A 24225-nucleotide genomic window follows, 5' to 3' on the forward strand; every position below is an offset into this window, starting at 1 on the left:
TATAGCAATTTAAATTATAAGGAATACCTTCTTTTTTTAAAATAAAAGTGTGCAATATCTATGGCTCTTAAACATAAAAAATATATTTTTATGTCAATTATTTTTAGTATTGAAATAAAACTTGTTTTAAATTATAGTAAAATTATATTTAGCAGTTATATTCAGGAAATAAAATGAACTTCTTAAAAACAAATAGATTAAGTATTATACTAATATTCATTATAATTTCTTACATATTTTATAATGATTTGATAAAAAATAATAACAATAAAGAAATTAACATTTATAATTTAAATTATATAGAAGATAACTACATAATAGAAGATAATTATAATACAGACTCTGATATTAAATATCAAAACATAAGAAGATACAGAGATGTTGATCTTGACCTTGAAGAAGATAGAGTATTTATTATGTTCACAGGCTCTCTTATTATAGGTTTTTTACTTAGTTTTATATTATTATTAAAAAATAGCTTACCTAAAAAAGAATTAATTGCTGCCAAAATAATACTCATTGTATCTGTTATAATTACAGGGATAATTATTTTTATAAATTATGAGAATATAAAAAACATATTGGAGTATTTATCTTTGCCTATAGGATTTATAATAGGCTTTGTATTGGCAAGATTAATATTTAAATAAAAATAATATATTTGTTTAAATTTTATTCTAATACCCCGCCCTTTAGAATTGTTAATCTCTTTTTCTATTAAACTTTATTTATAATAAAAATTAATATATTCTTTTTAGTACCCGCCCAAGCTTTATTTAAAATTACAAATTTACTAACCGCACGGTGAATAAAATTTTTAATATAATTAGATTTAAATTTTAAATATATCTATGTTTAAAATTTAGTTCTGCGTGCGTAGAAATACGTAACAAATTTAAAAAAATCTTGGGTGGGCAGCTAAAATAACAGATAATATTAAAAATAAAGATAATACAAAAATGACAGTGATAATAAAAAGCCTAAAGGGTGGGCAAATGTAATTAAATTTTAAAACTTATTTCTAATTCCCGCCCTTCAAGAATTGTTAATCTCTTTTTCTATTAAACTTTGTTTATATATAGGAATTAATATATTCTTTTTAGCACCCGCCCAAGCTTTATTTAAAATACAGATTTACTAACCGCACGGTTAACTGATTCTAAAAAATAGTAAAATTAGAATTATTAAAATACTTTATTTTAAGGCTTTATTTACCGTGCGTTAATTATAATTTTATTAATACATTATGTAGGTACTAACAAATAACTTGAAATAAAAATCAATTTATGATAAAAATGTATCAATTTGCAATAAGCATTTTTTTAAGAGGTTTATATGAAGATTAGTGTATTAGCAGTTGTATTAATTATTATTTCTTTTATATTTTATAATGAAATGACAAAACATAATTATAATGTCTATAATATAATAGAAGAAAATAACATTTATAATGGAAACTATATAGTAATCGATAATGATATTATTTTAGAAAATAGTTATGATTTTAATAATAGTATAGAAATTAAAGAAATTCGCCGCAACTACCTCAGATGGAGAGATAGAGAGCATACTAACGTAGATTTTGAAGAGGATTCAAAAGATTTATTTATGAGATTAGTAATAATATTTATGGTAGGATGTGCTATTATAGGTGTTTTGATGGAAATACTTTTTTTTAAAAACGCCTCTTATAAATTTAATATTATTTTACTTGCAATAATTCTTGTAATAAGTTCGGTTATTATTTATAAAATACATGAAAACTTAGCTATTTTCAATATGCCTGGAAGTATAGAGAGCATAATAGAATTATCAGCTTTCTTTTTTGGCGGTATAATATCATTTATAACATTGTCAATCAGTAAATATCTTAAAGCTAAGGACAATAAAAAAAATAATGAATAATTATAAATATTTAATGCTTTTATTACTAAGTCATAAACTTTTATGAGATTTGTTTTTGTGTTCATAAAAAATTATAAAAATATAGAAGTTGATAAAATTAATTAGCTATACAAAATTAAGAAATTATATTTTTGTACTTATATTTATTTTGATTTTTTCTTTTCAATTCTTTTTATTATATAAATAATTACAATTGTAGATAAAATGAAAATTAATCCTATGATTAGATACTCTTTTAATGTAATATTACCAAATAAAACCGAAGCAAAAAGGTTATCATATCCTAATAATAAGTCAGCAATATTTCTTTGAGTAGATAAAGTTGATTTCAAATCATTAGTATAATTATTTGTAATAGTTTGATTGTTTATATATACATTATTTATAGTTGCTGGGGCATTAAAAAATCCTGCATATAAAAGTATAAGAAAAAATACCAAAGCAACAATTAATGTCTTTTTTATATTATCTTCGTTTATATTAAATAATGCCGTTATAATACCAATTGCTATAAATATATATTCATAAGTATTTTCAATGTATCTTATTATAAAAAATCCTGATACTCCAAAAAATGCTATTATTAATATTATAATTATTCCCAAACCTATACCATTACTATCACCAATGAACTCATCAAAGCTAAAATCTCCTTTAATTAAAAGTAATATTAAAAATACTATTATAAAAGAGCATAAAAATAATGCTGACATTCTAAATAAATCATTTTCTGGTATATTGATTTTGTATATTAAATTAAAAATAATATCTTTCATAAATAATTATTATATATCCTTAATGCTTAAAGTATTTGCGAGTAGTAAACCTGATATAATTCCTGCTGCTATACTAAAATACTCTTTGATAGTTATAATATTATCTTTTAACATAAAGAAAGCAAATATAGTAATTGAAATCCATATTATGGAGAAAAATGAATTATTAATTTCTTTTTATGTAATCCTTCTTTATGTTTTTTTATCATAACTGCATTTTAAGCCTTTATAGATATTATGATTAGAAAAATTAAAGACAATACTTTTTTATTTATTATAATATAGACTTTTATATAGGAAATAAAACCGTATTGTGTAAATTATAAATGCCTAATTAAATAGCATTTTATTTTTCATAATCCTCATAATGATTTTATTATATATGCTTTTTTTGTCAATACAGTATAGATGTTTATTGAATTATAAATTGAGTTAGTTTATTGTAAGCGTAAAATAAAACTATTAAACAAAAAATTGATAAACTTAAAAAATTCAGTATATACCTAAACAATTATATTGTGTCAAAAATAAATTTATATTTTTGTTTTTATATATGGGCCTTTGCCAAACCGCTCTGCGTACTTCGTAACATCACCACTTCTTTTGCATACTGTAGGCAAGATTGCTTTGTAATAAGGTAAAGCCTTCATACACCTAGAAGCAAAAAAACTTAACTAAAATAAACAATTATTATATTATGTTTCATATATTAAACATATAAAGCTAAAATATTTGCATTTTTCGCGTAGCGTATCCGAAGGATAAAAACTTTGACGAAGTCAAAAGTTGATCAAAAATATATTAAATTAAAATTTTTTATTTTAATATATATTTTTTAGAATACTAATAAATTTATGATATTTTCCTAATGATAATACAGGATATAAAACCAAAAATCACTCCGCTGAAAGCTAAATATTCTCTATTACTTTCCATATTTATTACTATTACTATTAAAATGAATGCTATTAATGACAGAGTAATAAACACTACTAATATTGTTTCTATAGTCTCTCTAATATCTTCTTTTATTTTTATATCTTCATGATAATATTTTTGGGCTATAATTGCGGTAATTGCAAGCGATAATACATAAGTCAGTATATATACAATTAATACTCTCACACCAAGAATTTTCAAATTCACTTTTGAGCCGCTATGTTTAGATAATAAAGTTCCTTTTAATAATATTGTTATTGTTTCTTAAAGTACTTCTTCTTTGTCAAAATTTGATGCATTAGTTTGTTTATTATTATCTATTATTTCTTTTTTTTCTTGTATATTTTTATCAGCCTTAGCAAAAAATGATATTGCAGTAGGCGGTATAGTACAGGATAAGAAGACATATATTATTAAAGCTATTACATTAACTTTGCTGTCATTTTTTTTCTTCTTCTTAATTTTCATTTTTATTTAACTACTCTTTAATTGAAATTATTTTTATCATATAAAGTTGTTCAATTCTAATGTATATAGTTTTTTTGTCAATACGGTGTATATGTTTATTGAATTATGCACGGTTTGCAGATTTTTTTAATTTAATAAATATATAATAGCTTTAAAATAACATAGCAAATAACTATAATTCTAATATAAAACTTATTCATTAATTTTTTATTAATTTCTAATATAGGCAATATATGTGTTGTATGTATCACTATTGTATTTCTATATATAGAAACACTATCGTTATTACAACAAAAATCGCAAATGAGCAACATTTTTATATTGATTTATATATCACATAAATATATTTTTATAAAAAATAAAAAATGGAGATATTATGAAAGCTATTCAAATAAAAAAATATTCAAAAGAAATAGATATCAATATTGCTGATATTCCAATACCTGAGATTTCTAATAATGAAGTATTAATTAAAGTAAAAGCTGCGGCAGTAAATCCTCTTGAAATGTTAATATTAACAGGTGCAGTAAGACTTATACAAGATTATAAAATGCCTTTAACATTAGGTAATGAATGTTCTGGAGTAGTTGAAAGTGTAGGCAAGAATGTAACCGATTTCAAGATTGGCGATAAAGTTTATACTCGCTTGCCTATATCAAAAATAGGAGCTTTTGCTGAGTATGTAGCAGTAGACAGTGAGTTTATATCTCTTATGCCTAAAGATTATGATTTTATTACATCTGCTGCAATACCTTTAACTGCCCTTACAGCATATCAAGCATTTACAGAAGAATTAGAAGCAAAATCAGGACAAACTATTTTAATAACTGGAGGTTCTGGAAGTTTCGGAGAGCTTGCAGTTCCAATTGCCAAATATTTAGGTTTAAATGTTATAGTTTCTGGAAGTGAAAGATTAAAAGAACATTTTATTAATTTAGGTGCTGATAAATATATTAGTTATAATAAAGAAAATTACGAAGAATTAGTTTCAAATGTTGATCATGTTATAGATACGCTTGGAGCAAATGAATTTGACAGAGAATTATCGGTATTAAAAAAAGGAGGTAAACTTTTAAGTTTGAGAACCAGCCCTAATAAAAAATTTGCTGAAGATAATAAATTCCCTTTCTTCAAAAAATTATTATTTTCTCTGGCCGGTTCTAAATATGATAAAAAAGCAATGAAGGAGCAAAAAGAATATCGTTTCATGTTTGTGCGTGCTGACGGAGAACAGCTTTGTAAAATTACAAAAATTGTAGAAGATAAAAATATAAAGCCTAAAATATATTCTACTGTATTTAATATGGATAATGCATCAGAAGCTTTAAAAACTGTTATAAAAAAACATACAGATGGAAAAATAATAATATCTATGTAATTAGCTTTATATTTATTTACGCACGGTGTACAGATTCTTATAGATAATTAAAAAATAATTAAATGTTTATAACTTCATTATTCGTGCGGTGAATATATTTTTTTAATTTAAATAAATCTAGGGTGGGTGTTAAAATAACAGTGAAAAACTAAAAAGAAATATAACACAAAAATAACTGATGAATATAAAAAGCCTAAAGGGTGGGCATATGTAATTTAAGCTTTAAAACTTTATTTACATACCCCGCCCTTTATGCTTTATAATATATTTTGCAATTAAAATTTTATTGAAACTTTTTGTTTGATTAGAAATTTCAGCACCCGCCCAAGCTGTTATTATATTTAAAATTTATTTAACCTGATTTATATAGAACTTTTTTATTTATATGAAAAATTATTTGATTGAAATGATTCTGATAAGATTTGTTAATTTTGATAAAAATGCAAAAACATAAATTTGCCTTTTTATTTTTTCATATCCTCTCTTATGATTTTATTTTATTATATAAAGTATTTTTTGTCAATACCCTGTATATGTTTATTTGATTTGTTGGTAAATTTGTTTGATATAAGATTATAAATAAAATTTTTTGATGCAAATAAAAATGCAGTCACTTAAATATATAAGCGGCTGCATTTACTTCTTTTCATATGTTCTCTTTATATATTATTGTATTCTATAGTAGTTTTTTGTCAATACCCTATATAGGTTTATTTATTATTTAAATAAATAATATTATTTTTATTTAAATTTATTTTGATAAATGTATAAAGATTACATTTTTATATTAAAATTATTTATTTTTTAATTAGTTATTTTCATTCAATTTATCATAAATAATATTAAGTTTAGATTGTAATGTAAGAACAGAATAAAGATAACCAAAAGGTACTAAAATAAGTAAAGCTACTACTATTGCACTTTCTCCATAACTGTCTAAATTAGCTTTTTTACTCATATCATTAAAAATTACATTTGCATATTTATAGAACCAATATATAGTAAATAATCCGCAAGTTACTATTGATAAAACTACAGCTAATGTAGGATTGAAATATTTTTCTTCCATATAGCTATTAACATCATTTGTAGTCACATATATCCAATAAATAAGGTATATTCCACATGTTACTACCGATAGTATGCCAACATTTAGTAGTGATTTGTTTTGAAAGTTCTTCATAAATTACCTCTATTTTTATAAAATTTATATGAAAAATATTTTTACATAGTTTAATATAAAAAAATACATAAGTCAATCATAATCATATTAATTTGATTCTAAATTTCTGCTTGCAATGTTATATATATTATAGTATCATATAGAATAATTATTATGTTAATGTGGTGATTGTTAATAAATGTTTAAAAAGAAAAAAAATCAAGAAAATAATAATGGCATTAAGAAAAAATCTAAATTAAAAAAAATTATTCTAACTCTTTTAATTATATGTTTATTCATAGGTGTTGCTGTAGGTATAGTCGGCATATACTTCGTTGGAGGAGTATATAAAGACTGGGTTTCAAGGCGGGATCAAAGTATGGCAATGCTTGAGGAATACTATGATATAATAGTTATTAGGGGTAATGAAAAAAGAATTAGATATTTTAATCCATTAAACCCATTCGGTGATTCCCCTCCTACAAAGATATATGATAGAAATAATATATTGATAGGGGAGTATATGCCTCCAGCTTATGAAGTAGTTAATGTTGATGATATTAACCCTCTTTTAGAGCAGACTTTACTTTTGATGGAAGACCAAAAATTCTATTCGCATAAAGGTATTAACTATTTCAGAACAGCTTATTTAGGTATTAGAACTATTTTAACTAGAAAAATAGTTGGCGGAGGTTCTACACTTACTCAGCAATTAGCGAAATTGTTATTTACTAAGAGTGAAAGAACAATAGAAAGAAAATTATTTGAAATGTTTGCAGCAAGAGAAATAGAGCAGAAATACACTAAAAAAGAAATTTTAGCTATGTATTTTAATACCGTTTATCTTGGTGACGGTAACTATGGATTTGAAGCTGCAGCTAATCATTATTTCAATAAACCTTTAAGACAATGCAGACTATTAGAATATGCTATACTTGTAGGAATGCTTCCTAACCCTACATATTATTCTATAGTTAATAATCCGGATAACAGCAGAAAAAAAGTAGAGCAGATATTAGCAAGACTTGTAAAAAACAATATCATAGATAAAAAAACTATGGCTGAAGAATTGGAATTGTTTGATAAGGAGTATACTAATATAAATAAGCAGGTAAAAGGTGCACAATGGAAAATGACAGTAAACAGAGCACCTTATGTAAATGAATATGTTAGACAGGAATTATTAAACTATTTCAATAAAGATGAACTTGCTTTATCAGGATTAAAAATATATACAACAATAAATGAAAGATATTACAGAATAGCTGATTCAGTAATGAAAGAAAATATTAGAAATTTACAGTCAAGTACTTCTAATAGAAGCTATCAGGGAGCGATGGTATCAATAGACCCTAAGACAGGCGGAATACTTGTTATGATAGGCGGTGACGGATACACATTGCAAAATCAGTTTAACAGAGCAGTACAGGCAAAAAGGCAAATAGGAAGTGTAATAAAGCCGTTTATATATTTATATGCATTTGAAGGCGGAGCACAGCCTTTTTCTACAATGATAGATACTAATTATAGTTATCCTCAGGGAACAGGAAAGCCGGCATATTCACCTAGAAATTTTGATAGAAGGTATAGAGGCGAAATCACTTTAGAAACAGCATTATCAAAATCAATTAATACAATAGCTGTTAAATTATTAAATGATATAGGACTTTCTTATTTTATAGAACATTCAAGGGAATTTTTTGGAGAGAACGCTTATATACCAAATGCTTTATCCATAGGTTTAGGTACTATGGAGATGAGTCCTCTTGATTTAGCTTCAGCTTATAGTGCATTAGCTAATGGAGGAATTAAATACAAGCCTTATATTGTAGATAAAGTTATAGATATGGACGGAAATGAGCTTAGTGTTACAGCTTTAGTTGATAGAACACCTCATAAAATAAGTGCTACATCTCCTTCATCATACTATTTTTTAAACTCAACTTTACAAAAGGTAATAGCTCCGGGAGGAACTGCATATAGAAGTGCGAATACTTATGGATTTAAATATCCTTCATATTCAGCAAAAACAGGTACTACAAGCGAGCATAGAGATAACTGGTTTGCTGCATATAATGATGAAATCGTTACAATTACTTGGATTGGAAGTGACAGAAATGATTTGCTTCCTAATAATGTTACAGGCGGAGCAACCACTGCTTTAGCTACATTTCAATATCTTAATGCTGTAACTCCTTCTTCTAAAAGGGAATTTCATTGGCCGGTACCGGAAGATGTACTTGTTGTAGAGATTTGTCAGGATTCAGGACTTCCTAGAAATCATACTTGTGTAAATGTTGCCCCTCTTACAGTTGGCGGTAATGTTGATTTATCTACACAATGCCCTATAGATCATATTAGAAGCGGTACAGGAAAAGCAGAAGAAACTAATAATAATGCTTTAGAAGATGATGAGGACTTTTACTATACTCCTTTAGATGAAAGTACAGCTAATAATAATACTCAAAATACTGATGAAATGAAAAATAATACAAAGCCTCAGCAAAATAATGATATATATCTTCTTCCAGAGGATAATATAGAGGATCCTAGCATTGGCAATATAAGAAGTTAATGCATAAAAAATATTTCATATAGTATTTTTGTATCAAATTATGAAATTAAATTCTTATTATTTTTTAAATAATAAAAAAATCATCTTTAAAAGTTTATTATTATTGATATAATATGATTAATTTGTATATGGGAAAATCACAAATATAATTACAAAAAAATTATGAAAAATCATTTTGTTTATTACAAATATTTTTGTTTTATAATGTATGATATTATTTAAATTGAAATGATCGAAATGTTTTAATTTGAGTAATATTTACATATTTGGAAGTTAAGAAATATAAGGAATACAGGTTATGGTTAGTTTTTTTAAAAGTCAGTCAACGGAAGCTAGACGTGATTTAATACTTCACGGTTCTATTACTAATACATTGATAATGCTTTCTATCCCTACATTGATGATGAGCTTAGTTCAGTCAATGATTCCATTGATGGACGGACTTTTTCTTAATAATGTTACTAATACTATAATAGCAAGCAGTGTTAATTTTGCTGAGCCTATTATTATGATGATGACAGCATTATCTCAAGGTTTGGGTGTTGCTGCTATGGCCATAGTAGGTCAGTATAATGGATTAGGCGACTTTAAGAATGCCAGAAAAATATCTACACAAATAGTAGTTACAGGTGTTTTATTTGGTATTGCTATGGGGCCTACACTTTATTTAGTAAGCATACTTGTTTCTATGAATTTACATTCTGGCATTAAAGAAAATGTATATCAGTATTTGTCATTATACAGTTTTGTTATGCCTATGACTTTTTTAGCTGCTTTATATAATGGTATAAAAAATGCTAATGGTAAACCGGAAGCCACTTTTATAAGAAGTGTTATATTGCTTTTATTAAAAGTAGTTTTCAATTTTGTATATGTTTATTTCTTACATTTAGGAATTATAGGAAGTGTATTAGCTTCTTTTTCTACTTATGCAATAGTTACAGCTTGGATGTATTATGATTTATTTATAAAAGCAAGCGATGATAAATTATCTTTAAAAGAGTTTAAATTTGATGTTGCCATATTGAAAGAACTGATGGTGATAGGTGTTCCTTCAATGCTTACTACATTTTTAAGCAATTTGGGATTCTTCCTTATTAATAGCGAAGTAGAAAAATATGGTGCTACAGTATTAAACGGACAAGGTATAGCTAATAATATTACAGCAGTATGTTTCAATTTGCCTGCTGCATTCGGTTCTGCAGTAACTACAATGGTAAGTATGAACATAGGTGCTAAATATGCAGATAAAGCAAGGAAATCATGCTATACAGGTATGTTATTGAGTGCTATTACCGCTATTATTCTTATAGCCATTGTAATACCTTTAACTCCTCATATAACTATACTTTTTACAAGAAAGGCAGAAGATTTATATGTTGCTAATGGGGCATTGCCTATATTTGCTTTAGGTGTTTTAGGGTTCGGTATAACGATGGTTGCCCAGGGAGCATTGATTGGACTTGGACGGACTCGGGTTCCTTTGATAATTAGTATACTTAGGATATGGTTGTTGAGGTTTATATTTATTATATTAACCACTAAATATCTATCATATTGGTCAGTATTCTGGGGTAATTTATTCTCCAATACTATGTCTGGTATTATAGCATTTATTATTATAAGCAGAATTCCTTGGGTATCTGTTATTAATTTGAGGAGTCAAAATAGTATTGTTTTGAGAACAAGGCTTTTTATAGACTCTTTGGGTGCTAAATTATTCCCTAAAAATGTTGGTATGAGAAAAGATTATGTTAAAAAAATGAGAGAAAAATTAAGTAAGATAAAAGATCCGGTTCAGCTTGTATTATTCAGAGAAAAAGAAATGGAAAAAATAGAAAGAATGCAGAAATTAGAAGAAAGAGAGAAAAAACGCGAAGAAATGAAAAAATTAAAAAGAGCAGAATGGAGAATGCAGCTTGAAGAGGCTAAAGAGATGAGAGAAAAAATGAATGAAGAGCGTAAGGTTTATAATGAACAGAGAAAAAAAGAAAAAGAAGAAAAAAGATTAGAAAGAAAGGCTAAATTTCAGGCTAGAGTTGAGGAAAGACATAAATTAAAAGCTGAAAAAGAATTGGAAAGAGAAAAAAGAAGAGAGGAAAGAAGAAATCTCTTAAATAAAAATAAAACTGATAATAATCAAAAAGATGATAATACACCAAATAATTAAGAGTTATTATTATGAATACAACTTTAGTTATATTAGTAGCAGGAAGTTCAAGAAGGTTCGGAGGAAAGGTAAAAAAACAATTTATTAAAGTTGATAATAAGCCTATATTTATTCATACTTTGATTAATATGCTTAAATTCAATTTTAATAATATTGTTTTTGTAAGCTCCAAAGATGAAATAAAAAATATACAGAAGTATGTAGAAAATGAAGCTTCTATTAAAAAAAATATAAAGAAGTATTATATAGAAGGCGGAAGTGAAAGAGTCTATTCTGTGTATAATGCTATGAATTTTATAAAAGATAATGATATAAAAACAGATTATGTGTTTATTCATGATGGTGTAAGACCATTAGTTAGTAAAAAAGAAATACAGGCATTATATGATGCTGTGCTTGAAACAGATGCTGCTATACTTGCTTCTAAAGTTGTTGATACTATAAAAAAAGTTGATGAGAATAATAATATAATAGAAACTATTGATAGAACCTATCTTTATAGAGCAGCTACTCCTCAGGCTTTTAAATTTTATAATTATATGACAGCAATTGATAAATATATCAATGATAAAGATACAAATCTTGTTACAGATGATGCTGAGATATACAGCAAATATTATGGTGATGTAAAGATTATAGAATGTTCATCTAATAATATAAAAATAACAAAAAAAGAAGATTTGAATATTTTTATTAAATTAAAATAAATTACATATAATGATTTGCTTTTTTTTTTATTAAATGGTAAAATTTTGAAACTAAGTTTGTTAGAGGAATATATATTTTGAAGTGCGATATATGTGGCAAAGAGAAAGCTGTATTACATATACAGGAAATTATAGGTAGTGAGCGTCATCAAATAAATATCTGTAAAGACTGTGAGAATAATGGAAACATTATAGAGAAATGTATTGAATTAGAATTCAATAATATTGACACAGTATTTCCTAATTATAGATCTTTACCTTCTAAAAAGAGAAAGAAAAAAATTCCTGATACTAATAAGGTATGTAAAGCTTGCGGTTATTCTTTGGCTGATTTTTTGAAAACATCAATAGTATCTTGTCCTAAATGTTATGAGAATTTTAGAACCGATTTAGGAAAGGTTATCAAAAAAATACATAGAGAAAATAAACATATAGGTAAAATATCTAATAAAAACCGCACCTATAGAGATATAGAAGTGCAAATAGAAAAATATAAAGAAGAAATAGAGCTTCTTAAAAAAATAGAAAAGTATGAAGAAGCAGCTTTAATAAGAGATAAATTAGAAATTTTGCATAAAGATTTAATATCCAAAAAAATTAAGAGCGAAAAAAAAGATGTCCACTAATAGTAGTATAGCAAATTGGATATACGAGAAAGGTCATGATGATAATATAGTATTGTATTCCAAAGTATCTATTTATAGAAATTTGGATAATATGAGATTCTTTTATCATATGGATAAAGAAGATTTTAATAAGGTAGAAAACTTATTAAGAGATGGTATAGAATCATTAAATCTTGATTTAGCACGTATAAAACTTGTTGATTTATCACCTTTAAGTATAAGAATATTAATAGAAAATCTTACAATACCAGGACATAAGAATATACTTAATGCCTCTTTATATACCAATGTAGATGAGTCATCATCTTTACTTATAAATTCAAATGAACATTTAGAAATTCAAACTATATCAAGAGGTTTAGAGCTTCATAATTGCTTTGACAGAGCATATACTATAGAAAATGCTTTGGATCAGAAAATTGATTTCGCTTATGATAAAAAATTTGGTTTTTTAACGAGTTCTCCTGAAATAGTGGGCACTTCTATGAATGTTCAAGTATGCTTATCTATACCTTGTCTTATATGGAAGACTCCAGATAATATAGACGATTTTGTTAATGAATGCGGAAAAATCGGTTTTGAAGCAGAAATAAGAAATGGTTTACTTTATATAAAAAATAATATCATGATAGGTGTTACAGAGAAGTTTATACTTGACAGTATGATAGAAAAAGTTAATGAGATATCAGAAAAAGAGAAGAAAATTAGAAATAGAATAAAAAAACTATATAGAATAAAAGTTGAAGATAGAATATGCAGAAGTAAAGCTATTTTACTTTCAGCAAGGTCTTTAAAATATAAGGAGCTTGTAAATTATAATTCTTGGCTTAGAGTAGGGCTTTATTATGGAATTATTGATGATATAGAATTGGATACTTTATATTATATTTTGTTTATAGGAAAGAATAATCATTTAAGAGAATTATACCAGAAAAGCAATTACTATAAAAATTTAGAAGAAATAAGGGCTAATGTAATAAGAGATATACTTAGCAAAAAAAATATTAATTTTTAAATTGTTCTTTAATAAAAATAATTAATAAAGAACAATTCAAAAATCATTTATTTTTTATTCAGTCTATTATTCTACAAATGTTATTTCTTTTTCATAAGGGAAGCTGAAATTCATACCATATACTGTAAAAGTTAAAGTAGTTTTAGAAGTACATTTGAAACTTTTATCTTTTATGGCTCCAAAAGCTGTGGTAAATACATCTAAATATTTAGCATTAAAATCAATATTTACTTCTCTTGCTTGATTAGCCGGTATTTTTAAAGTTTCAACAGAAGAAGCTGTTGCAAATGTTTTTCCAGATGTATTGATTAAATCTATTTGTATTTTTTCCATAGGAACTTCAAACGGCAAATTGTTTTTTATTTCTAAAAGTGTAGTTAATGTCATATCTTTTAATGTTATTTCAGATATGTTTGCCTTTTTTATTTTTATATCAGGTTTATGTTCTTCTATATAACCTCTTGTTATTTCTACTGCTGATGATTTTAAAGTTTCACAAGATGTTATAAATAATATTGTGATTAATAATGATGATAAAATTGCTATTTTTTTTAACATAAGATACACCTTTCCTTTTGTTTATATTTATATAACAAATGTAAATTATAATAGTAATAATTTTACATTTATTATATATAGCATGTTATTTATTGATTTTATATTGATTAAAATTGATTTATTTTTGATATAAAAAAAGTTATAACCTATAAAAATAAGTTATAACTTTTTATACTCGAATTAAAGTAAATAAATATAATTAGTTAGCTAATTTTAAATTACATTCATGTTCTTCTTTTTTGTACATAGCTTGTCTTTTCATAAGAAGATCGAAATCTATTAAGTGACCGTCAAATTCTGGTCCTTCAACGCAAGCAAATTTAGTTTCATTACCAACTAATACTCTGCAGCATCCGCACATACCAGTACCATCGATCATAATAGGGTTCAAGCTAACAACAGTAGGAAGATTGTATTTTTTTGTAAGTATAGTTACAAATTTCATCATTATAGCAGGTCCTATAGCTATAACTTCAGATATTTTTTCACCTCTTTCATATATTCTAGTGATCATATCTGTTACAAGACCTTTTTCACCATAACTTCCATTATCAGTACAAATTAGTACTTCATCAGAAATTTTTCTCATCATATCTTCCATAATGATAAGAGATTTGTCTCTAGCACCTAATATAGAGATAACTTTATTACCAGCATTATGATGTGCTTGTACTATAGGGTGTAAAGGAGCAATACCAACTCCTCCGCCTACGCCTAAAACTATACCGTCTTTTTTCTCAATATGAGTAGGCTGACCTAATGGTCCAATAACGTCCATTATTTCATCACCAACTTTGAGTTCCATAAGTTTAGTAGTAGAGTATCCTATACTTTGAGTTACTATTGTAATAGTTCCAGCTTCTGGATCAGCATCAGCTATAGTAAGAGGTATTCTTTCACCTTTTTCATCTAATCTAAATATAATAAAGTTACCTGCTTTACGATGTTTAGCTATATCTGGAGCTACTACTTTCATCATAAATACTTTTTCTGACCATTGCTCTCTAGCAACTATTTTATAACCCATAAAAATTCTCCTTAAAATAACAAAAAATTCAAAAAATATTATTCTGCTGAAGAAGCTGTATTTTCTTCTGCTGTATTATTTTCTTCTGTAGTATTTTTAATTAAATCTGAATGTTTAGGTATTTTAACGCCTAATCTTTCTACTAAGCGAGCTTTTTTACCTACTTTATTTCTTAAGTAATAAAGTTTAGCTCTTCTTACTTTAGCTTTACGTATAATATCAACATGATCTATTCTAGGAGAATTTAATAAGAATATTCTCTCAACACCAACACCATAAGAGATTTTTCTAACTATAAAACTTTTATTAATTCCTTTGCCGCGAATAGAAATAACAGTACCTTCATAAGCCTGTAATCTCTCTCTGTCACCTTCGATAATTTTTACCCATACTTTTACAGTATCACCTATTTCAAAAGGTAAAATAGCTTCTTTTTTATATTTTGCTTCTACTAATCTTATCTGTTGCTCCATCGTATATCTCCTAATAATTTATTTATATTAATATTATTTAATTTCTAAATTTGAAAAATAAACAAATATAACATCATAGAATACATTTACAATATTCTATCATAATATGTTAATTTTATCAAGTATTATTCTTAAATAATTTTCTATATTTATAGTACTTTTAATATATATTTTATTTATCTTAATTAGTTAAATTTTCCATAAAAATGATTTTTGAGTCTGATATTTTCCAATTTATACTATTATTATTTTTGTATAGCATTTCAAACATCATTTTTCCGGCATTATAGCCTTCCATATATACTTCTTCCATAACTGTAAAAGATATTATTCCAGATTTTATTAATGATATTATGCTTTTAGCCATACCATGAGTTACTATCTTTTTGCCTTTTAATATATTTTTATCTATTGTATCATATATTTCCTGAGCATATCTATTTATATAAATGCCTTTAATATCATATTTGAGAGTCATTTCTTTTATTGTATTAATACTACTGTTTATATTTCCGCAGAATATTGGGCCTAATATATTTATATTAGTGTCTTTTATTCTATTCAAAAATCCTTCCAAATACATTCCTGAAGATATTTTATCATCGCCGTTATCTATTACAAGAAGTATTTCATTATCTCTAATAAGATTTGATACTATTCCAGCAACAATATTGCCTTGTTTTATATGATTAGGTCCTACATGTGATATATTTTCAGATAGTCTGTTTCCTATTGATAATACATTTATCTTTTTAAAGTAAGGAGTTAAAATATCGTAAACAGCTTCTTTGTCTAATGGTGTTATTATGAGACCGTCTATATTTCCAGATTTCAGTATATCTTTTAACATTGATATTTGCTTATCAGGAGAATCTATTTCTGTTGCTGTTATTTTTAGATTATAATTATATAGAGAATATTCATTGGAAACTGTATTTAAGCCTCTTATAATTTCACTTGTGTAAAAATCATTAGATGAATTTGCTATAAGGCAATGTACAGTTTTACCTTTTTGATTAGCAAGAGAACTTCCTATATAGTTTTTTTCATAATTAAGTTTTGATACTAATTCTAATATTTTAGATTTTGTTTCTTCTTTTATAAATTCACTTCCGTTTATAGCACGTGCTACAGTTGTTCTGCTGATTCCAAGTTTTTTTGCTATTTCTTCTTGAGTTACCCTTTTTAGTTTTTTCAAATCTTCTATATTGTTCGTATTCATAAATATTTATTAGATCCAGTATTTGATTTGTACTATTATAGTAGAAGTTATATTTTTTGCAAATACAATAAATATATATTTTGACAGTTTATTGAGAATTATTGGAATATATGTGAGGTTTGTGCTATTATATTAGTACCTGTTTCGAACTTCAAGAACGGAAATTTTCCCATTATACCTGCTACTATGCTGGAAGGAGGGGTTGTAGTTAATCTATTATACTCTAGTACATGCGTATTATATAAGGTAATAGATTTTTTTTCTTCATCTATTATAGGGCGCATTTCGTTTAAAGCGAGCATGTAGTTTTGATTTGTTCTAAGTACTGGGTAGTTTCTTGCTGTATAATTAATTTTATCAATATTTTCTGTTATTCTAGCCTGCAAATATTGGTATTCTTGGAATGTTAATGGTTTTTCTATTAATGTAGAATCTACTTCTATCTTTTTTATTCTATCTATATAATTACTGAGAGCATGCAATGTGTATATATCTATTTTAGGTATAACGGATACCGCCTTATAATAATTTTGAGTTGCTGCATTTTTTCTATAATATATATCTATTATATTATCTAAAGATTCTCTTGATAATTTTTCTTCAGTTAATATAGATTCTTTGATAGATGTAGTTGATACTATCAAAAATATACTAATAGCTATTATATTAACTATAATAAATATTACTGCTACAGCAGAACCTCTCATTATCTATCCTTTTTATGATTTTATTGGCAATAATTATATATTATATATTCTGTTAACACAAATTTATTTATATAAAACCATATATAATATAATAATGTTATATAAATATTTTATTATAAGCAGTATTATTTTATCTTGACTTTTTTCCATTATTATATAGAATTATCCGAAAAAATATAAAAATTTTACATGTAGTATTTTTTCATTGTAAAAACAAGTCAAAATTTATTTAGGAGATTTTTTATGTTAAAGAATAATATTCTTAAAATAGTTATAGCTTTGTCTATAGTTTTAGCAGTATTTGTAGGCTGCCAGAAAAAAGAAGAAAAAAACAAGATATATGTTGGAACCAATGCTGAATTTGAACCATTTGAATACAGAGACGGCGATAAAATAATTGGTTTTGATATAGATTTGATTAATGAAATTTCAAAAATAATGGGTTTCCAATTTGAAATCGTAGATATGCAATTTGACGGTTTATTACCTGCTTTAGAGTCTAAAAAAATTGACATTATCATAGCTGGTATGACAGCAACTGAAGAAAGAAAACAATTCGTTAATTTCTCTGATCCTTATTATAATTCTAAACAATCTATAGTTGTACAAGCTAATAACACAGATATAACATCTTTCGATAATTTCACTGGAAAGAAAGTTGGTGTTGTATTAGGTTATACAGGTGATATTTTGGTAAGCGAATTGCCTAATGTTGAAGTTCAAAAATTTAATACAACTTCAGAAACTGTTTTAGCTTTAAAAGCTCAAAAAGTAGATGCTGTAGTATTAGATTATGAGCCTGCTAAAAACTATGTTGCTCAAAACACTGAATTAAAATTAGTAGAAACTGATGCTGCTACTGAAGAATATTCTATAGCTATGAGAAAAGATGATACAGAATTCCTTGCTAAAGTAAATGAAGCTTTAAAAACTATTAAAGAAAATGGTACTTATGATGCTTTAATAAGCAAGTACTTTGCAAATTAATATATAAGTTAATTATATCTTCTTTTTGTTTCTTAATTCATTATATTAATATATTTGAATTAAGATTCAAAAGAAGATTTATTTTTTTATAAAGGTATTTTTATGCTGGAATATTTAGAACTTCTTGAAAAAATATTTATATCTAATGGCAGATATATGTATATTTTTAAAGGGTTAATTTTTTCTATAGGGGTAACAGCATTAGCTACTATATTAGGTATTATATTAGGTATATTAATAGCTTTGCTTCAGCTTTCAGAATTTTATCCTTTTAAAAATTCAAAGAAATTGGCTAATTTTAACCCATTATCAAAGATAGCGTTTTTATATGTTAATATTTTGAGAGGAACTCCTGTAGTTGTTCAGCTTATGATTTGGGCTAATGTTATTTTTATAGGTAATTTAAGAGATACTCCTATACTTATTATAGCTGCCATTGCTTTCGGTATTAACTCTGGAGCTTATGTTGCTGAGATTATAAGGGCTGGTATACAAAGTTTAGATAAAGGTCAGATGGAAGCGGCTAGAGCTTTGGGTATGAATTATTCCCTTTCTATGAAAGAGATTATAATTCCTCAGGCTATTAAAAAGATATTGCCTCCTCTTGTAAGTGAGTTTATAGCATTACTTAAAGAAACTTCTGTAGTTGGTTTTATAGGCGGAGTTGATTTGCTTAGATCTGCTAATATCATTACAAGTCAGACATATAGAGGAGTTGAGCCTCTTATAGCGGTTGGTATAATTTACTTTATATTAACTTCTGTATTTGCTATGTTTATGAGAAAGGTAGAGGAGGGTTTAAGAGAAAGTGATTAAAGTAAGAAATTTGCATAAAAAATTTGGTAAATTAGAAGTACTTAAAGGTATAGATGTTGATATTGCCAAAGGTGAAATTATTGCCATAATAGGGCCTTCCGGAAGCGGTAAATCTACTTTTTTGAGATGTATTAACAGACTTGAAGAGCCATCTCAAGGTGACATTATCATAAATGGTCAAAATATTATGGATAAAAATACCAATATCAATACAGTAAGACAGAATCTTGGAATGGTATTTCAGCATTTTAATTTATTCCCTCATAAAACAGTAATGAAAAATATTACTTTGGCACCTATGAAAGTAAAGAATGTATCGAAAGAAGATGCTGAAAAAAAGGCAATAGAACTTCTTAAGAAAGTAGGTTTAGTTGATAAAAAAGATGTATATCCTAATAAACTTTCCGGCGGTCAGAAACAGAGAATAGCAATAGCTAGAGCTTTAGCGATGGAGCCTGATATAATGTTATTCGATGAGCCTACATCTGCTTTAGACCCAGAGATGATTAAAGAGGTTTTAGATGTTATGGTTGAGCTTGCCAGAGAAGGTATGACTATGCTTATAGTAACTCATGAAATGGGTTTTGCTAAGAATGTTGCTACAAGAATACTTTTCATGAATGACGGAAAGATACTTGAAGATGAGGAACCTAATGAGTTTTTCTCTAATCCTAAGCATGACAGAGTTAAAGAGTTCTTATATAAGGTATTAAATAAATAAAATATAATTGTTAATTTTCTATATATAATAGGGTAGGGATATTTTATTAAAAAGTTTATTGGCTTTTTTCTAAATCCCGCCCTTTATTTTTTTATATCAATTTTGAATTTTCAATCTTCATTTCTTTATAGTTTAATTAGAAATTATAGCACCCGCCCAAGTGAAAATCAGGTTTAACACGAAAATACCGCACGGTGAGCAAAATTTAAAATATAATTAATATTGAATTATAAATAAATCTATATTCTTGGTTTTATTCTACGTGCGGTGATAACACAATAAATTGAAAAAAAATTTTGGGTGGGCAGCTAAAATAACAGTTTTAATAAAAAAAGAAAAACGGTATAAAGATATCAGAAAAAAATTATAAGGCTAGAGGGTGGGCAAATGTAATTAAATTTTAAAACTTTTATTACATACCCCGCCCTTTATCCCTTATTGCTATATTTAAAATGTTAATATTATTATCTTTATGGCTTAATTATAAATTAAGGCACCCACCCAAGTGAAAATTAGGTTTAAAACGAAAATAATGCACGGTGAGCAAAATTTAAAATATAATTAATATTGAATTATAAATAAATCTATATTCTTGGTTTTATTCTACGTGCGATGATAGCAATACAAAATATAATTTATATTAATTATTTCTTTTTTATGAATCCTGTTATAAAACCTTTTATAAAAAATACACCATAAGTAAGATGCGATAAAAATATCCCTACAGCCTTACAAAAACCTTTTGTAAGAGAAAGAGTACTTGCCCAACTTCCAAGAAGACATAAACAATAAAAACTATGCGGAAATAGTAATAATGCTGAAAAAATATTTTTATTTATACTTGGTATATAATTGTTTAAAACCTGAGGCAAATTAAAATAAAATGCAATAGGTACAAAAATAGTATAAAATAAGAACATTGAAGGTATAAAGTATGATAAACTTAAAGAATTACCACCAAATCTTTTTACAAAATATCCTCTATGCCAAGCATATCCTTTTAACTGTTTAAAATGACCGAAGAATAAATCCCTTCTATGATGATAAACTAATGCCTCCGGAGTATATAATATTTTTTCTTTAATCTTCATTATATTATTACAAAGTATAGTATCTTCTCCAGGCCAATATTCACTGTCAAAACCTCCGGCTCTATCATAAAGCTCTCTAGTGATAATAAAGTTGCAGCTTGGATAATCATTAACATATTGAACTTTATCTGGTACATATCTTGCCTTATGCTTTCCGCTCATAAGTGTTGAACTGTAAATAAGTCCGCTTATTTGCTTTGAGAAATTATCTTTAGGAGTGTTCACAGCAGGGCCTCCTAAAGCATTAACTTTTGTACTTTCCATAGCTCTTAATGCATTATGAAGCCAATCTTTTTCCGGATATGTATCATCATCTAAAAAAGCTAATATATTTCCGCTGGAGTTCTTTACTCCCATAGCTCTTTTTATTGCTGGGGGAAGTGCTCCAGTCTCTACTATCTTTATTCTTTTATCTTTAAATAATTCTATATTGATTTCATCTTCTGTACATTTATCCGGAAGTATTATTACTTCAAAATTTGTATATATTTGTTCAAGTAAGTATTTTGTTTCTTCTTTTATATAATCATTAATTTTTTTTAATGGTATTATGATGCTTACCAATGGTTTTTCTTTTAGCTCATCAAATAAATCATTATAGAAATGAACTATATTAAGTCTATAGAATATAGCCAAAGTATCAATAAATGTTCTCCATAAAACAGGAAATTTAATAAATCCGAAATGCCTATTAGGATTAACTATTACTGGGGCAGATACTATTTTTTTACCATTAGAATTGCAAGCTACTAAAACTTCCAAGTCATAGGCGAAAGCTTTTACTAATATTCTTGGGAAAATATTTATAATAGCATCTCTTTTGAAAAGTTTTAATCCTGTTTGAGTATCCTGTATAGGAAGATGAAAAAATATTTTTACAAACATAAAATATATAAAAGAAATTAGTTTTCTTATATTAGAATAATTAACAATAGAATCTTTATGTCTTTTTGAACCTATAACAACATCAGCATTTTCTTTTTGCATAATATCAAAGAAATTTTCTAATTGTGCAGGATCTATTTCCATATCACCGTCACAGAATATTATATAATCACCATTAGCAACTTCGCATGCTCTTTTTAAAGCATGTCCTTTACCTTGATTTTCTATTGCATATACACCTATTATATTTTTAATATTTTTATTTGTGTTATTCTTTTGAAAATTAATACATAATTTCTGTATTTCTTCTTTTGAATTATCACTGCTTCCGTCATCAGAAATTATTATCTCAAAGTTCATAAAAAAAGGAGAAACTTTTTCTATAAGTATATTTATATTTTTTTCTATTGTTGCTTCTATATTATATACAGGAACTAATATAGATACTAATTCATTTATCTTCATACTTTACTGCTTTTTATAGTTTTTTCTTTTATATATTTTTTCTATAGAATAATAATGAAATATTATACAAAAACTATTAATCAAAGTCAAACATTATTTATTAACAAACAAATTTTAAATTTTATATTTTACAGCAACAAACTTAAAAATATTTATAGACATTTGCAAATAATATTGATACTTGAATGATTTTCAAAATCATGTATTTCGGACAGTTCTATATCAACAGGCTTTTTAAATATAGGGCCGTCATATACAAATGTATGAAACTCACCAGATTCTCCGGCAGGATCTATACCAATAGATATGAAATCATCAATAAGTTCATTAGTAAAATCAAGCCCTAAATATTTTTTATCAAGTTTTGATGTATCAATTATTTTTATTTTAGCCTTAAACCCAGCATTAACAAATTCTCTTGCTAATGATATTCTTGACTGATGCCATAAAGGAAATTTAGATTCAAAATCTGATTCCTTGCATAAATTTTCAGCCCAATCTCTATGCATTTGAATATCTATATCTCCGAAAGCACAAATATTAATTCCTTCTTCTTTAACCTTTTTTAATTCTTCTATAAAATTTACTCTATAAGTATAATGTGTTGTTTTAATCGAAATATGCGGAATTTCTAAACATTCACTCAAAGCCTGAAATAATTCAGCGGATATGCCATGAAACCAAGAATGTTCATCTTCTTCATTTATTGTAGTCATTATATATTTTGGAGTGTATCCGTTTTTTATCATTCTGTATAATGCTAGAGTACTGTCTTTTCCTCCGCTATATGACATAACAAATTTTTTATTCATATTTAAACCGTATATAAAAAGTTTATTATAGTATTTAAGAATAATTTTTTATTAAATAAAAATATTAAGGTATATTTATTGTTGTAGGATCAGTTTCTTTTTTCTCAACAAACCAATCTTCTTCACTATTGGGATCCATTTCAGCTATTTTTTCTAAACTCATACATATATATGTACCTTTGGCTGTTACTGCAACTTTATCATCATTAAGAAGTATATAACCTTCACCTTCAAAAATTCTGCCGTCTCCTGAAGTTATTTTTCCTATTATTCTTATTTCTTCATTAATAGGTACTGGTCTTTTATATTTTGTTGTAAGTGTCATAGTAACACCCCATTTATCTTCTCCAGTATAAGGCATCATAGCTCTGCCGATAGTCTCATCTAATATGGCAGCAAGTATTCCTCCATGTACTCTTGAAGGGTAGCCTTGATGCACATCTTTAAAAGTTACTAATGCACATAATGATTTATCTTCTAATTCATAAAATTCAGCTTTCAAACTTAAATCGTTTTTAAATCCGCATACAAGACACATTCTTGAATTGTTTTGTTTATTTAATACTTTTAATTCCATTAAAAAACTCCTTAAATATTATTCCATATAAAGATTTTAATATTAATACTTTTATATAAAAAAACAATATTAATATATGCTAATTTATGTTTAAGAGCCATAGATATTGCACACTTTTAGTTTAAAAAAAGAAGGTATTCCTTATAATTTAAATTGCTAGAAA

21 protein-coding genes and 1 pseudogene are annotated in these 24225 nt (G+C 26.0%); 11 read left to right on the forward strand and 11 right to left on the reverse strand.

Annotated features, from left to right (window positions below; all coding sequences use genetic code 11):
• The first annotated feature begins 173 nt into the window (after window positions 1–173).
• Complete coding sequence (locus Q0K52_RS10345; protein WP_297299127.1) at window positions 174–650, forward strand: hypothetical protein; 477 nt, start codon at window positions 174–176, stop codon at window positions 648–650.
• A gap of 685 nt (window positions 651–1335) precedes the next feature.
• The gene (locus tag Q0K52_RS10350) at window positions 1336–1905 is read left to right on the forward strand and encodes a hypothetical protein (protein WP_297299130.1); all 570 of its coding nucleotides are present in this window, start codon (window positions 1336–1338) and stop codon (window positions 1903–1905) included.
• Between the two features lie 143 nt (window positions 1906–2048).
• Here Q0K52_RS10350 and Q0K52_RS10355 read toward each other — a convergent pair whose 3' ends face one another.
• On the reverse strand, window positions 2049–2681 hold the full coding sequence (locus Q0K52_RS10355; RefSeq protein WP_297299133.1) for a hypothetical protein: 633 nt from the start codon (window positions 2679–2681) through the stop codon (window positions 2049–2051).
• A gap of 852 nt (window positions 2682–3533) precedes the next feature.
• Window positions 3534–4088, reverse strand: a pseudogene (locus tag Q0K52_RS10360) (hypothetical protein).
• A 376-nt stretch (window positions 4089–4464) separates the two neighbouring features.
• Here Q0K52_RS10360 and Q0K52_RS10365 point away from each other — a divergent pair.
• Window positions 4465–5466, forward strand: a complete 1002-nt coding sequence (locus Q0K52_RS10365; protein WP_297299135.1) for an NADP-dependent oxidoreductase — start codon at window positions 4465–4467, stop codon at window positions 5464–5466.
• Between the two features lie 808 nt (window positions 5467–6274).
• Here the strand turns inward: Q0K52_RS10365 and Q0K52_RS10370 are convergent.
• Window positions 6275–6649, reverse strand: coding sequence for a DUF4234 domain-containing protein (locus tag Q0K52_RS10370; protein ID WP_297299137.1), 375 nt, complete (start codon window positions 6647–6649; stop codon window positions 6275–6277).
• A 178-nt stretch (window positions 6650–6827) separates the two neighbouring features.
• Here Q0K52_RS10370 and Q0K52_RS10375 point away from each other — a divergent pair, with 178 nt between their 5' ends.
• The 5 genes from Q0K52_RS10375 (at window position 6828) to Q0K52_RS10395 (ending at window position 13721) form a co-directional block, all read left to right on the forward strand.
• Entirely contained in the window at window positions 6828–9203 is a 2376-nt protein-coding gene (locus tag Q0K52_RS10375; RefSeq protein ID WP_297299138.1) for a transglycosylase domain-containing protein, read from the forward strand.
• A 298-nt stretch (window positions 9204–9501) separates the two neighbouring features.
• Complete coding sequence (locus Q0K52_RS10380; protein WP_297299140.1) at window positions 9502–11373, forward strand: MATE family efflux transporter; 1872 nt, start codon at window positions 9502–9504, stop codon at window positions 11371–11373.
• Between the two features lie 11 nt (window positions 11374–11384).
• On the forward strand, window positions 11385–12080 hold the full coding sequence (ispD, locus tag Q0K52_RS10385; protein ID WP_297299142.1) for a 2-C-methyl-D-erythritol 4-phosphate cytidylyltransferase: 696 nt from the start codon (window positions 11385–11387) through the stop codon (window positions 12078–12080).
• Window positions 12081–12157: 77 nt separating this feature from the next.
• The gene (locus Q0K52_RS10390) at window positions 12158–12706 is read left to right on the forward strand and encodes an excinuclease ABC subunit B (protein ID WP_297299144.1); all 549 of its coding nucleotides are present in this window, start codon (window positions 12158–12160) and stop codon (window positions 12704–12706) included.
• Window positions 12696–13721: a guanido phosphotransferase gene (locus Q0K52_RS10395; protein WP_297299145.1), complete on the forward strand. Its 1026-nt coding sequence runs from the start codon at window positions 12696–12698 to the stop codon at window positions 13719–13721. Before Q0K52_RS10390 ends, Q0K52_RS10395 begins: the two co-directional genes overlap by 11 nt.
• Before the next feature lie 66 nt (window positions 13722–13787).
• On the opposite strand, the gene Q0K52_RS10400 is transcribed toward Q0K52_RS10395, so the two are convergent.
• The 5 genes from Q0K52_RS10400 to Q0K52_RS10420 all read right to left on the reverse strand — a co-directional run bounded on the left by Q0K52_RS10400 (window position 13788) and on the right by Q0K52_RS10420 (window position 17708).
• On the reverse strand, window positions 13788–14279 hold the full coding sequence (locus Q0K52_RS10400) for a hypothetical protein (protein ID WP_297299147.1): 492 nt from the start codon (window positions 14277–14279) through the stop codon (window positions 13788–13790).
• Window positions 14280–14478: 199 nt separating this feature from the next.
• A complete protein-coding gene (locus Q0K52_RS10405) occupies window positions 14479–15306 on the reverse strand; it encodes a sulfide/dihydroorotate dehydrogenase-like FAD/NAD-binding protein (RefSeq protein ID WP_297299149.1) in 828 nt (275 codons plus the stop codon).
• 38 nt (window positions 15307–15344) lie between these two features.
• A complete protein-coding gene (gene rplS, locus Q0K52_RS10410; protein ID WP_297299150.1) occupies window positions 15345–15779 on the reverse strand; it encodes a 50S ribosomal protein L19 in 435 nt (144 codons plus the stop codon).
• Window positions 15780–15960: 181 nt separating this feature from the next.
• Window positions 15961–17001: a LacI family DNA-binding transcriptional regulator gene (locus tag Q0K52_RS10415; RefSeq protein WP_297299152.1), complete on the reverse strand. Its 1041-nt coding sequence runs from the start codon at window positions 16999–17001 to the stop codon at window positions 15961–15963.
• 98 nt (window positions 17002–17099) lie between these two features.
• Window positions 17100–17708 carry a LemA family protein gene (locus Q0K52_RS10420; RefSeq protein ID WP_297299153.1) on the reverse strand — a complete coding sequence of 203 codons (609 nt, stop codon included), beginning with the start codon at window positions 17706–17708 and terminating at the stop codon, window positions 17100–17102.
• A 243-nt stretch (window positions 17709–17951) separates the two neighbouring features.
• Here Q0K52_RS10420 and Q0K52_RS10425 point away from each other — a divergent pair, with 243 nt between their 5' ends.
• The 3 genes from Q0K52_RS10425 to Q0K52_RS10435 all read left to right on the forward strand — a co-directional run bounded on the left by Q0K52_RS10425 (window position 17952) and on the right by Q0K52_RS10435 (window position 20232).
• Window positions 17952–18695: a basic amino acid ABC transporter substrate-binding protein gene (locus Q0K52_RS10425; protein WP_297299155.1), complete on the forward strand. Its 744-nt coding sequence runs from the start codon at window positions 17952–17954 to the stop codon at window positions 18693–18695.
• A gap of 102 nt (window positions 18696–18797) precedes the next feature.
• Entirely contained in the window at window positions 18798–19511 is a 714-nt protein-coding gene (locus tag Q0K52_RS10430; protein ID WP_297299157.1) for an amino acid ABC transporter permease, read from the forward strand.
• Window positions 19504–20232 (forward strand): amino acid ABC transporter ATP-binding protein, encoded by a 729-nt coding sequence (locus Q0K52_RS10435; protein WP_297299159.1) that lies wholly within the window; start codon window positions 19504–19506, stop codon window positions 20230–20232. The genes Q0K52_RS10430 and Q0K52_RS10435 overlap by 8 nt, the downstream gene beginning before the upstream one ends.
• A 644-nt stretch (window positions 20233–20876) precedes the next feature.
• On the opposite strand, the gene Q0K52_RS10440 is transcribed toward Q0K52_RS10435, so the two are convergent.
• From Q0K52_RS10440 to Q0K52_RS10450, 3 genes are all read right to left on the reverse strand, one after another.
• Window positions 20877–22673, reverse strand: coding sequence for a glycosyltransferase (locus Q0K52_RS10440; RefSeq protein ID WP_297299161.1), 1797 nt, complete (start codon window positions 22671–22673; stop codon window positions 20877–20879).
• Between the two features lie 152 nt (window positions 22674–22825).
• The gene (locus tag Q0K52_RS10445; protein ID WP_297299163.1) at window positions 22826–23485 is read right to left on the reverse strand and encodes a diphthine--ammonia ligase; all 660 of its coding nucleotides are present in this window, start codon (window positions 23483–23485) and stop codon (window positions 22826–22828) included.
• A gap of 64 nt (window positions 23486–23549) precedes the next feature.
• Window positions 23550–24062 (reverse strand): PaaI family thioesterase, encoded by a 513-nt coding sequence (locus tag Q0K52_RS10450; protein WP_297299164.1) that lies wholly within the window; start codon window positions 24060–24062, stop codon window positions 23550–23552.
• Window positions 24063–24225: the final 163 nt, after the last annotated feature.

It is taken from the genome of uncultured Brachyspira sp., from assembly GCF_944390845.1.
Taxonomy (GTDB): domain Bacteria; phylum Spirochaetota; class Brachyspiria; order Brachyspirales; family Brachyspiraceae; genus Brachyspira; species Brachyspira pulli.